The following is an 11,474-nucleotide window of genomic DNA, read 5'->3' on the forward strand; positions in this document are numbered from 1 at the left end:
ATGACAATTTGCTATTGAGAGAAGTTTGTTTTTGGATATATATGATATACATATATAATAACAGGATTACATTGCAAATGATTAGATAATATGTTGTTTTTTCGGTTATTTCGTTTATTTCGTTCATTTAAAGTTTATTTGCCTCTCTCGCGCATTGTGTTGAAGGAAAGCCCGTTGAGTTTAGACATGTTGTCTGATGTAATCGCTTTCTCTTGGTCTTATACTTAGTATTATCATACTGATTGTAAGGTGATAGCGATGATAATTGGTGTACCCAAAGAAATAAAAAACAATGAAAATCGGGTCGGTTTGACGCCGGGTGGCGTAGCGACCTATATCAACCAAGGTCATGAAGTGTGGGTGGAAACGGGCGCAGGTGTGGGAAGTGGATTCAGCGACCTTGACTACAAGGAAGCAGGTGCGAAAATCGTTTCCAGCGCAAAGGAAGCTTGGTCAGCCGATATGGTGATGAAAGTGAAAGAACCATTGGCTGAAGAGTACGCTTATTTCCGGGAAGGGCTTATCCTCTATACCTACCTGCACTTGGCGGCGGAGCCGGCGTTGACCCAAGCGTTGCTCGAAAAGAAAGTATCGGCCATTGCTTATGAAACCATTCAATTGGAGAATGGCTCGTTGCCACTCTTGACACCGATGAGTGAAGTGGCCGGACGCATGTCGATCCAAATCGGCGCCCAATTCTTGGAGAAAGCGAAAGGCGGGAAAGGGGTATTGCTTGGGGGCGTGCCAGGGGTTCTGCCTGCGGAAGTGGTGATTGTCGGTGGTGGCATTGTGGGAACCAACGCCGCGAAAATGGCGCTGGGCTTTGGTGCCAGCGTGACCATTCTCGACATCAGCGCCGACCGTCTCCGCCAACTGGACGATCTGTTCCAAGGCCGAGTCAAAACATTGATGTCTAACCGTTACAATTTGGCCAATGCGGTCAGAAAAGCGGACTTGTTGATCGGGGCTGTGCTGATTCCGGGCGCACGCGCGCCAAGATTGGTGACGGAAGAAATGGTGAAAAGCATGGAACCGGGTTCAGTCATCGTGGATGTGGCGATCGACCAAGGCGGCTCCATCGAGACCATTGACCGCATCACCACCCATAGCAATCCGACTTATGAGAAACATGGCATCCTGCACTATGCCGTGGCCAATATCCCCGGTTCTGTCGCGCGCACTTCTACCTTGGCCCTTTCCAACGTGACTGTGCCGTATGGGTTGCAAATCGCCAATAAAGGGGTAAAGCAAGCGGTATTGGAAAACAAGGCCATTGCAAAAGGGGTGAACACCCTGGCGGGTGAATGTACTTGCCGTGCCGTGGCGGAAGCTCATGGCCTCTCCTTCCAAGATGTGGTTGAACTCCTTGAAAAAGAAATGGTGTACCATTAAGAGCCTATGATGGGCTCTTTTTTCTGTGAAAGAATGGTTGTTACCAACGATTTCCTCCATATTTGTGTCGTAAAGTGATAACCGTTTTTAATAGGGGTAAGTAGTGAAGCAGGGAGCCGGGCGTCAAGGACGACACCAACTCCCCCCTCCCGAACCGTACGTGCATCTTTCGATGCAAACGGCTCTCCAGGAACACCGCGATTCTTTTGCAGTACTTCAAGCCGATCTAGGGCTTTGTGGTTCATCCGAACCACCCCATCGGTTTTGAAGTGAGTTCCCTGTGACCCTTTCCCATGTCCCATCCGTTAGAATGAGCGTTTTTACGCCATTGGCACAATCGACCACAGCGCTTTCCGTACATCTAGCTAAGCTGAAAAAAGGATTAATCTGGTTTAGGTGTTGACAGTTTCGTTGATATCAGCTTGATAGCGATGGGTCGGGACCCCGTTTAGTACAATTGTACGGAAGAAGCTTGATTATCCCATGTGCCTTGAAAAGGTTTCTGCGGATCGAGAAGATATTCATTAAGGTTGATCGTTTCTGCGCATCTGGAAGGGGCAAAAGTTAACGTGCGGTCAGAGAAATGTTCACCTTCGTAAATCGTAGTAACACCCATGCAAGAAGGAGTCAATGAACTGATGCGATTGTCCCAACCAAATTCAGCCAATACCGGGATACCAACAGGGGCGTCACTGGCAAGGATGTATTTTTCCCCCAGACCATGCAAATCCTCATATAAATCGGCTTGATAAACGCCAGGAACTCCTTTCTGCGTCTTTGTTGACTGTTTGAACGGATGCTCTTTCAACCATTGTTCGGCTTTTTCATTCGTTGTAAACCCGAAGAGCAGAGGCTTTCCTTCTTGGTTGTTTTTCCCGGTAACAATCGTCGCCTTAATGGTGATTTTTTTACCCAACGCGACGGCTTCTGTTTTGGTTACTTTTTTTCCATCAATCATGACAAATTGTTGCAAGTAGGTAAGTTGCTTTTTGACCACTTCTGAATTGTTTGTGGAGGCATTGGAGGCGCTAGGGGCAATAAGAGAAGTGGCCGTCAAAACAAAAGAACATACGGCAGCAGTAAAAAGGTGTTTCCGTGTCGGATTCATTTTTTATCCTCCCGTTTCTCTGTGGGATCCAATCCACTTCAGAATAGATGTTTGAAAGATAGGACCTGATGACATGAGTGTCCCAATAAGCCTTATAGGCGAATGTTCTGATCACCCCCTTCAATGAAGCGTAATGCATATATGTTGTTATACGACATATAATGCAGAGCGAATCAACAAGTAGGTAGCTCTATAGAGAGGGGTACGATCTTTTGATTGAAAATGCCCCTTATTGGGGGACAGATGCATACCCTTTTACTCAAAGCTGGACTTGCGCATGCTCTTATTCAGTTTGTTTCGCATCGCATCAACGCCTTGATAAAGGAAATAGCCGACGACATATCCAGCTAGATGCTGATTGATTAATCCTGAATCATAAGGCGTTATGTTCATTAAATAAGCGAACATATGCAATGATTGGAAAATAACAAGACTTGTCAGAAGGTTGAATTGAAAACTTTTTCGCGACACCGCGGTCATAAGAAAACCCAGGGGAATATACGTCAACGACAAAAAAAATAATAAACTAAATATATTGGTTATATTTTGGCTATGAACCAAATGATACACGATTTCAAAAAAATCGTTCAGGGGATTCAAGTCATACGTGCAGCCATACTTGCCTATGTGACAAAAGGGCTGACCATATCTTATAAGATGTCTTTGAATCGGACTGATAAAGTAGTCATAGAGATACCAACCCACATACATAACCAACACTGACCAAAGCAGGATATTCTTCCATCGGTAAAATGGATTCATACTTTTCTGCAGTTGGGGCGCCAATTCCGAAGCTTGGCCAAACTCATTGATCGCCAGTTGAATAGCCTCTTTTTCTGTAAGCCCTTGTTTGAGATAATCAAGTTTACACAATAGCAAATGATCATAAAACTCCTGGGCCAGCTCCTCTTTCTCCCGCGTCGACCCGTCGATCCCCATCAGGATACTCTCCACATAACCCTGGAATTCTTTCATTATGCCAATTCCCCTCTACATCGTTGGATTAAGATCGTTATCTGCTTCCAGGCATTCACTTTTTCATCCAACACTTTCTTTCCTTTATCCGTGATGGAGTAAAACTTGCGTTGCACCCCTGTTTCAGGTGCGTCTACCCAGTAGGAAGCGAGATATCCCTTTTTCTCCAGACGCTTCAAGGCCGGATACAACGTTCCTTGTGTGATATGATAGCGATCGTCACTTTTTTGCTTAAGTGTCTGCATAATCTCATAGCCATAAGTATCCCGACGATTAATGATGGAGAGAATCAGAATATCTACGCTCCCCTTCATCATTTCTTTGTCCACGGGGTTTCACCTCCCTAAATAGATAGTAACACAACATATGTCTTAATGCAATATATAAAATCGCTATTTTGGGAGTTGTTTGAATAGTATTCTGATGTGGTCCCTCAAGGTCACTCAACCTTTAGATGGGAAGATGGAATTGAAGCCGGAAACTACTTGAAAATGAAGGGCCTCTGCGCCCTTTTACATTTTTTCTATCTATCGTGCCGCTTTAGGCCGTATCTCGTTGCGCCTAAAGAGGCCTTATCATCTCCGCTCCATAAATGGAGCCTCACTGAAGTGACGTGAGTAAAGCAGCACCTAACCTTCAACCGAAAGGATTGGGGGACAATAGCATGGTGTGAAAAGGCACATCATGGAGGGGAATGGGCAACGCAGGGGGGTTCACTATCATTTCCGGGCAAATTCCCTTACAATGGAGTTATTGGACCGTTCCGGTACCAATCTGTTCGCATTGGAGGTGATAATGATGAATAGTTTTGATTCCTTCACTGTCGCAGAGATGTTGAAGCGTCCCTTGTTTCAAAAGGCAAAAGTGATCGCGGGGCAGGGGGGCTTAAACCGGGCGGTACGTTGGGTTCACGTGCTGGAAATCATGGATGGTTCCTCTTATGTCAAAGGAGGGGAGCTTGTCCTGATGACAGGCGTGGGATTGGGTGAAGAAAAAGAGCTGAAGCTGGATTATGTGCGAGAGCTGGTTGAAAGCAAGGTGGCCGCTTTGTCGATTGAGATGGTACACGACTTTGTGGTCATTCCTGACGCAGTCAAGCAGTTCGCTGATGAGCAGCAGTTTCCGATTCTGATCTTTGAAGAGCCTGTCTCGTTCGTGGAGATTACGCAAGATATCCATACACGTCTGATCGCCAGTCACCAAGATCAGCTGTTGTCGTTGGAGCGCATCTCGACCCAGTTTTTGCAATTGACTTTACAACCCCAAGGTCTCAAAAAAATCTTGCAACTTTTGCACAAGGAAACCGGGTTTGTGGTGTGGATCGAAGATTACCTCGGCAAAACGCTCATCTACCCCGAGACGGAAAAACCGCTGAAGAAACACAGCATCCATCGCCCCATCATGGTGTTGGATGTGAATATCGGGGATTTATATATCAGAACGACGCGCAAGTTGACCGAGTATCTGAACTTGATCATTGATCGGGTCATGATCGCCATCGCCCAAGAATATTTGCGCCAATTTTTATTGGAAGAATGGGAGATGGAAGAAGGCAAGAAGTGGATGGTCGACTTGGTTGGCGGCAGACAAAGCGAAGTGCCGTCCAGCCTGTTGACGGTTGTGCAAAAAAGGAATGGCTGGGTGCTTTGCGCGATTAGCCAAGATGAGTGGCCTCCCGCCGATGAGAGCGGCATGGGGCGGGTGTTCTTAATGAAGCTGATCCGCATGATGCAACATTTGTTTGAGCAGAAAGGGATCAAAGGATGGGTGGCGCCAGTCGAAAACCGGTTGGCGATTATCCTGGCTGATCATCAAACCTTTGCCGCCGATCCGTTTATGGAACGGGTGGAAAAGGGGTTTCATTCCCTGTTTTCGCAATTTCGCCGTCTCCATCCCCAACTGATGTTCCGCTGGAAAGTCGGCATCAGCCATGTGTTTGATGATCTCGCCCAAATGCCTCAAGCCTGGGAGCAAGCGAGCTTGGCTTTGTCCATGGAAGAGATGCCTGAGGATTTCCAGGGCGGGAAGGTGGCGGACGCATCCCCCCATACTTTGATCCATTATGAGAAATTGCAGGCATGGCAACTGTTTTTGCACATGGACACTTCGGCGGTGCAAAGCTTTGTCGATCTTCATCTCGGACCGTTATTGAGATATGACGCCAAAAATAAAGCGAACCTTGTCCGTACCTTGGAGATCTATTTCCAAACGGGACTCCAAAAACAGCAAACCGCGAAGTGTTTGTTTATTCATAGACAAACCTTGTATTACCGGTTGGAACAGATCGCCGCCATGCTGGGGGACGATTGGGAATCGCCCGACCGGCGCCTCGCCTTGGAAATGGCCCTGTCCGGCTACCGGTTCCTGTTGGCGCGGAAAAAGAAAAGAGATTGGTAGCGCAGCAACCAGGGGAAAGTCCGGCGGACTGGGATGCGGTCTTTTCAACATATGTACCATACGTTTATGAGAAGGAGACACCATGACACAATGAACATGGAGAGAGACGTTTTTTCGAATGAACGGGATATGGCGATTTTATTGGTTTCCTGTGCGGATCGTCCCGGGATTGTCGCGGGGGTGTCCCAATTTTTGTTTGAGATGGGAGCCAATATCGTTCACTCAGACCAATTTTCGACCGATGCGATGGGTGGATTCTTCGCGATGCGTGTGAAATTTCAGCTGGCGCATCTGGCGGAGCGGTGGGACGAGCTGAACTGGCAATTTGCCGCGGTCGCTGATTCATTTCAGATGCAATGGCGCATCACCCAAGCCTCGAAAAAGAAAAAAATCGCCATCTTCGTATCCAAAGAAGACCATTGTTTGCAAGAGTTGCTGTGGCGGTGGCGCTTGGGGGAATTGCAAGCGGAGATTGCCGCGGTCATCAGCAACCACACCGATTTTGAGCCGTTGGTGTCCGCCTTGCACCTGCCTTTTTATCATGTGCCTGTTACCAGGGAAACGCGTGAAGAGCAAGCCGTCACGCATTTGAAGCTCCTGCAAAAGCATGAGGTGGACACGGTGGTGCTGGCACGCTATATGCAAATCATTCCGAAAATGCTGATCGATCGTTATCCCAACAAAATCATCAACATTCACCACTCGTTCTTGCCGGCGTTTGTGGGCGGGAAGCCGTATCATCAAGCTTTTGAGCGGGGAGTGAAGCTGATTGGCGCCACGGCCCATTATGTGACGGAAGAATTGGACCAAGGGCCCATTATCGAGCAAGATGTGGAACGGATCAACCACCGGCATGACGTGTCCGACTTGAAGCGGACCGGACGCGATCTGGAACGGATTGTGCTGGCGCGTGCGGTGCAATGGCACTTGAATGACCAGATTGTGGTGCATGGGAATAAGACGATTGTATTTTGATCGGGGAGAGGGTGCGGGATATGTGGAATAAGTTGAAAATGAAAGAGCCCGTCAATACGTGGACCCACTTGATCACATGTATTGCGGCGGTCGTTGGGTTGGTTTTTCTCATTTTGTTAAGCCGTGACAACCTTTCCACCCTGATTACCATGACCATCTACGGGGTGAGCTTAATCTTGCTGTATGCGGCCAGTTCCATCTACCATTGGGTGAGAACGACCCCGAAGAAGGAGCTGATTCTCAAAAAGATCGACCACTGCGCGATTTATTTGCTGATCGCCGGTTCGTATACCCCCGTCTTTTATCACGGGTTGGATGGGGCGTGGAAATGGGTCATGCTAACGGTGATCTGGGTGATGAGCATCACGGGCATCATCTTGAAAATTTTCTTCATCCATCTTCCGCGTTCTCTGTCGACCGCCTTTTACGTCACCCTCGGCTGGATTGCCGTGATCCCTTTCGTCAAGCTGGTGGATGCCTTGCCGTTGGGGGCGATCATCTTGATGATCGTGGGAGGCGTGTTATACACCATTGGATCGATCATTTATGCCACGAAGATATTTGATTTTTTTCCGCAAAAGTTCGGATTTCACGAGATTTTCCATCTGTTCATTTCGGCGGGGTCCGGCGTTCACTTTGCCATGATGGTGGCTTATATCATCCCCTTGGGAATGCAATGAGGGCAGGCTTGAAGAAAATGGGGCGTTGCGACATAAACCGTCTCTCCGGTAAATGATCCGCGGAGAGACGGTTTTTTGGACTAGGATGGATTCACTTCATCATAGGAGAGGGTGACCACTTCGGTGTAATCCCCTTTGGCGATTTCTTCTTTTGAGGCGTCTTGTTCCAGTTTCTTTTCGTCATCCAGCCCCGGGGCGAGGGTTGGGGCGGACGCTTGTGCGCGTTTTTTCTCCATCTTATCACTCCTTCATCCATAGCAGTGTCCAGCCGGCAACGGATTATGCATGGGGGATGGACAACGGGTGGCGGAAGGGAAACGCGTAGCGAAAAATGCCCATTGATATCCATGAAGCGACTCTTGCGATAGGGTTGTTTATTTTTTTGTTTAATCATTTGATGATTTGATGATTTTCTGTTAAATTATGTTGAAAGAAAGAAATGAGGACATACCTTCGTCAAGGAATCGCTGAAGCCGATTCTTTGCTTATCAACTAAAATCAAAAGATCGGAAGTCACTTTTGTCCCTAAGTAAGCAACATGCACGGTAAGCGCATGGGTCGGAACAGCCCTTCTACGTTGATGGGTTTGATTCATCGGATCGGGAACCGCCCGGACACTTCAATAAAGGGGGAGAGAAGGATGATCACTGCGCTGGAGATGTTTAAGCGCGGATTGAAACCGGCTTATTATGAAACGGTCGGTTCGTCTTCCGGCCCGTCTTTGTTAAAAGGGATCGCCGATCTCAAAGCACGTTATCCATATGTCTCCCGTTTCCATGAAGTGAAAAACGGGGAAAAAGTGGAGGTTCTTTTTTTCTTTCAAACAGAAGCGCAAAAAGAAAGCTTTCTTCAAGACATCGAAGGGCTTTGGTTTGAACATAGCGAGTTTCACGTGGCGCTTGGACGTGCCTTGGGCTTTCCCCCTTTGGCGTTGCAATATTGGGTTGATCGTGGAGCCAATCTGTCATTGGAACAATACCATGTCAGTTTGTGGTGGTGGGGAAGCAAGTGCGCTTCCCATATGAAAGACCTCATCCGCAATGTGGAGTGGATTTGGGACAATGTTCCCGTCACGGGGGACCTGATCCACATCCCCATCGAGGTGAGGTATGCCAAACCAACGGAGGAAACGGTGCGGGGAGCACGCCAATCCTCCCAATCGCTTCGGTTTTCCATCGGATATAAGAACCGCAAGCAATTGCAAGAAGTGAAAAAGCAAGTGGTGGAATATTGGTCCCAGTGGTATGGGAAACTGGATTGAGATGGGCCCGGCTCCCCTCTTCCGGGGAGCCGGGCCATTGTTCAAGATGATGGTTGCATGTCAGCCGGGGACAGCTTTTTGCTCAGTTTTTCCAGCATATCTTCTGTCATTTTCGCCAAATCATAGGCTGCGGTAAAGCCCCATTCCTCCTTGGCGGCCGTGGCGTCAATGGAATTGGGCCAACTGTCGGCAATGGCTTGGCGGACCGGATCCACCTCATATCGCAAGGTGAAAGAAGGAATATGCCGGCGAATGGCGGCTGCGATTTCTTCCGGTTCGAATGACATGGCGGTCACATTGAAGGCATTGCGGTGTTTCAGTTTGGAGGCATCCGCTTCCATCAACGCAATGATGGCGTTTAAGGCGTCAGGCATATACATCATATCCATATACGTGCCCTGCGCGATATAGGACGTGTAAGTGCCGCGCTTGATCGCCTCATAGTAGATTTCCACAGCGTAATCCGTCGTGCCTCCGCCAGGTGGGGCCACATAGGAAATCAATCCGGGGAAACGGAGACCGCGTGTATCAACCCCGAATTTATGGTAGTAATAGTCGCACAACAGCTCGCCGGAAACCTTGTTGACCCCATACATGGTGGTGGGGCGCTGAATGGTGTCTTGCGGGGTGTTGTCTTTTGGTGTGGATGGGCCAAACGCGCCGATCGAGCTCGGGGTGAAAAACTGGCAATCCAGTTCCCTTGCCACTTCCAAGGCGTTGACCAAGCCCCCCATGTTCAAGTTCCAGGCCAAAAGCGGTTTGGCTTCGGCGGTTGCGGATAATAGCGCCGCCAAATGGATAATGGTATCGACTTGCCGCTTTTTGGCGATGGCATACATTGCCTTGGCATCCGTGACATCCAGAATTTCAAAGGGGCCTGATTCCACGACATCGCCATCTGTCCGCCGGATATCGGTGGCAATGACATTGTCCGCTCCATACGTGTCTCTCAATTTCATGACAAGTTCAGACCCGATTTGCCCTAAAGCTCCTGTAACAAGTATCCTCTTCATCATGACTTCCTCCAACATCAGACTGCTTAAATGATCCCCATCTCTTTGCCCACTTTGCCGTAAATCTCTAAGACGCGATCCAACATTTCTTTCGTATGGGCAGCGGTTGGCATATTGCGGACACGCCCGGTGCCGCGGGGAACGGTTGGGAAAACGATCGCTTTGGCGTAGACGCCCTCCTCGTTCAGCCGTTTGCTGAATTGCTGCGTTTGCACTTCATTCCCGATGATGCAAGGCGTGATGGGTGTTTCGCTGTCGCCGATATCAAAGCCCAGTTGTTTGAGGCCTTTCTTTAAGTAGTTGGCGTTATCCCATAATTTTTGCTGCAATTCGGAGCTGTCCATCAGGATTTCGATCGCTTTTTTCGCGGCGGCCACATCGCCCGGCGTTAAGGCGGTGGAGAACAAGAACGGACGGCTGCGCACTTTAAGCCAGTCGATCAGCTCCCGTTTCCCGGCGACATAACCTCCCACCACACCGATGGCCTTTGAAAGCGTGCCGATTTGGAAGTCCACTTTATCGGACAGGCCAAAGTGTTTGACCGTACCGGCCCCGTTGCCCAGTACACCTGAGCCGTGGGCATCATCCACATAGGTGATAAGATCGAATTCTTCCGCAATCTTCACGATCTCCGGCAGGTTGGCGATATCTCCATCCATGGAGAAAACCCCATCCGTAATCACCATGACTTTGTTGTAGAGGCCCGATTGGGTCGCCTCTTTGGCCTTTTGGCGCAGATCATCCATATCCGAGTGGTTAAAACGAATGATCTTCGCTTTGGAGAGACGACAACCGTCAATGATGGAGGCATGGTTCAATTCGTCGGACAAAATGGCGTCGTTTTTATCCATGACAGCCGAAATTGCCGCCATATTACAGTTGAAACCGGATTGATACGCAATGGCCGCTTCCGTGTTCTTGAATCTGGCCAGCGTTTCTTCCAATTCCACATGGAGTTTGAGTGTGCCGTTAATCGTCCGCACGGCCCCTGCTCCCACCCCATAGGTTTGGATCGCTTCGATGGCCGCCTCTTTGAGCCGGGGGTCCGTGGCCAGCCCCAAATAGTTGTTGGAAGAGAGGTTGATCAATTCTCTTCCATCGATCGTGATCACAGGCCCATTAGCGCTTTCAAGCGGATCGATCTCATTATAAAGCCCTTTATCTTTCAGATCTTGTAAGTTTGCCTGTAGGAATTGCGTTAACACTTTACTCGACACGGTAAAATCCCCCTCAAAGGTACTAAGATACTCTCATGACCGGAAACATATGTCCTCCTGAGGTGTACAAACAAATCGTTTGTATTCGTTGTTATATCAAGGTTGATAAATTTACTTTATCATATTTTCGCGATTGTGTTTATTCCCGGTGGACAAAAAATTTTTTTGGCTTGTTGGATTCAGTATGAGCCAATTGATCCGTTTCCATTAGTGGATGACAATGGCGGGCAGGCCCTCGCACCGCCGCTACGATACGAATGTTTTGCAATGGATTGTTCTGAAGGTTGAGACTCTACACGGCTGAAGCCGTGGGATTCTTGGATAGTGAATGTCCTCAATCCATTTCTGTTTTGGACAACTTCCAAGTTCAGGGCTGTCTCATCAGCCCATCCCATACAGTTCTACAACATCGTTGCATGTACCCATATGGGCGGCGTACCTATGACCAGTACGCTA

The 11,474-nt window shown here is 48.5% G+C and carries 11 protein-coding genes; 5 read left to right on the forward strand and 6 right to left on the reverse strand.

Annotated features, from left to right (window positions below; genetic code table 11):
• The first annotated feature begins 258 nt into the window (after nucleotides 1-258).
• Nucleotides 259-1,392 (forward strand): alanine dehydrogenase, encoded by a 1,134-nt coding sequence (gene ald / locus ACFQNG_RS01290; RefSeq protein ID WP_379862987.1) that lies wholly within the window; start codon nucleotides 259-261, stop codon nucleotides 1,390-1,392.
• A gap of 448 nt (nucleotides 1,393-1,840) precedes the next feature.
• Here ald and ACFQNG_RS01295 read toward each other — a convergent pair whose 3' ends face one another.
• The 3 genes from ACFQNG_RS01295 to ACFQNG_RS01305 all read right to left on the reverse strand — a co-directional run bounded on the left by ACFQNG_RS01295 (nucleotide 1,841) and on the right by ACFQNG_RS01305 (nucleotide 3,804).
• Nucleotides 1,841-2,500, reverse strand: a complete 660-nt coding sequence (locus ACFQNG_RS01295; RefSeq protein WP_379862988.1) for a hypothetical protein — start codon at nucleotides 2,498-2,500, stop codon at nucleotides 1,841-1,843.
• 255 nt (nucleotides 2,501-2,755) lie between these two features.
• Nucleotides 2,756-3,475 carry a permease prefix domain 1-containing protein gene (locus ACFQNG_RS01300; protein WP_379862989.1) on the reverse strand — a complete coding sequence of 240 codons (720 nt, stop codon included), beginning with the start codon at nucleotides 3,473-3,475 and terminating at the stop codon, nucleotides 2,756-2,758.
• The gene (locus tag ACFQNG_RS01305) at nucleotides 3,475-3,804 is read right to left on the reverse strand and encodes a PadR family transcriptional regulator (protein ID WP_379862990.1); all 330 of its coding nucleotides are present in this window, start codon (nucleotides 3,802-3,804) and stop codon (nucleotides 3,475-3,477) included. Before ACFQNG_RS01305 ends, ACFQNG_RS01300 begins: the two co-directional genes overlap by 1 nt.
• 469 nt (nucleotides 3,805-4,273) lie before the next feature.
• On the opposite strand from ACFQNG_RS01305, the gene ACFQNG_RS01310 reads away from it, so the two are divergent.
• The 3 genes from ACFQNG_RS01310 (at nucleotide 4,274) to trhA (ending at nucleotide 7,527) form a co-directional block, all read left to right on the forward strand.
• Nucleotides 4,274-5,872 carry a PucR family transcriptional regulator gene (locus ACFQNG_RS01310; protein ID WP_379862991.1) on the forward strand — a complete coding sequence of 533 codons (1,599 nt, stop codon included), beginning with the start codon at nucleotides 4,274-4,276 and terminating at the stop codon, nucleotides 5,870-5,872.
• A 90-nt stretch (nucleotides 5,873-5,962) separates the two neighbouring features.
• Nucleotides 5,963-6,847: a formyltetrahydrofolate deformylase gene (gene purU / locus ACFQNG_RS01315; protein ID WP_379862992.1), complete on the forward strand. Its 885-nt coding sequence runs from the start codon at nucleotides 5,963-5,965 to the stop codon at nucleotides 6,845-6,847.
• Between the two features lie 20 nt (nucleotides 6,848-6,867).
• Nucleotides 6,868-7,527, forward strand: coding sequence for a PAQR family membrane homeostasis protein TrhA (gene trhA / locus ACFQNG_RS01320; RefSeq protein ID WP_379862993.1), 660 nt, complete (start codon nucleotides 6,868-6,870; stop codon nucleotides 7,525-7,527).
• Nucleotides 7,528-7,607: 80 nt separating this feature from the next.
• Here trhA and ACFQNG_RS01325 read toward each other — a convergent pair whose 3' ends face one another.
• Nucleotides 7,608-7,763 carry a hypothetical protein gene (locus ACFQNG_RS01325; protein WP_379862994.1) on the reverse strand — a complete coding sequence of 52 codons (156 nt, stop codon included), beginning with the start codon at nucleotides 7,761-7,763 and terminating at the stop codon, nucleotides 7,608-7,610.
• Between the two features lie 404 nt (nucleotides 7,764-8,167).
• On the opposite strand from ACFQNG_RS01325, the gene ACFQNG_RS01330 reads away from it, so the two are divergent.
• A complete protein-coding gene (locus ACFQNG_RS01330) occupies nucleotides 8,168-8,788 on the forward strand; it encodes a hypothetical protein (RefSeq protein ID WP_379862995.1) in 621 nt (206 codons plus the stop codon).
• A gap of 41 nt (nucleotides 8,789-8,829) precedes the next feature.
• Here the strand turns inward: ACFQNG_RS01330 and ACFQNG_RS01335 are convergent, their stop codons facing one another.
• Entirely contained in the window at nucleotides 8,830-9,801 is a 972-nt protein-coding gene (locus ACFQNG_RS01335) for an L-threonine 3-dehydrogenase (RefSeq protein ID WP_379862996.1), read from the reverse strand.
• Nucleotides 9,802-9,827: 26 nt separating this feature from the next.
• Entirely contained in the window at nucleotides 9,828-11,018 is a 1,191-nt protein-coding gene (locus ACFQNG_RS01340) for a glycine C-acetyltransferase (protein ID WP_379862997.1), read from the reverse strand.
• Nucleotides 11,019-11,474: the final 456 nt, after the last annotated feature.

It is taken from the genome of Laceyella putida (assembly GCF_042665195.1).
Classification (GTDB): Bacteria; Bacillota; Bacilli; order Thermoactinomycetales; family Thermoactinomycetaceae; genus Laceyella; species Laceyella putida.

Bases quoted from the DNA above. Each gene is read 5' to 3' on its own strand.
- ald (WP_379862987.1), top strand. From the start codon at position 259: ATGATAATTGGTGTACCCAAAGAAATAAAAAACAATGAAAATCGGGTC.
- ACFQNG_RS01295 (WP_379862988.1), bottom strand. From the start codon at position 2,500: ATGAATCCGACACGGAAACACCTTTTTACTGCTGCCGTATGTTCTTTT.
- ACFQNG_RS01300 (WP_379862989.1), bottom strand. From the start codon at position 3,475: ATGAAAGAATTCCAGGGTTATGTGGAGAGTATCCTGATGGGGATCGAC.
- ACFQNG_RS01310 (WP_379862991.1), top strand. From the start codon at position 4,274: ATGAATAGTTTTGATTCCTTCACTGTCGCAGAGATGTTGAAGCGTCCC.
- purU (WP_379862992.1), top strand. From the start codon at position 5,963: ATGAACATGGAGAGAGACGTTTTTTCGAATGAACGGGATATGGCGATT.
- trhA (WP_379862993.1), top strand. From the start codon at position 6,868: ATGTGGAATAAGTTGAAAATGAAAGAGCCCGTCAATACGTGGACCCAC.
- ACFQNG_RS01325 (WP_379862994.1), bottom strand. From the start codon at position 7,763: ATGGAGAAAAAACGCGCACAAGCGTCCGCCCCAACCCTCGCCCCGGGG.
- ACFQNG_RS01330 (WP_379862995.1), top strand. From the start codon at position 8,168: ATGATCACTGCGCTGGAGATGTTTAAGCGCGGATTGAAACCGGCTTAT.
- ACFQNG_RS01335 (WP_379862996.1), bottom strand. From the start codon at position 9,801: ATGAAGAGGATACTTGTTACAGGAGCTTTAGGGCAAATCGGGTCTGAA.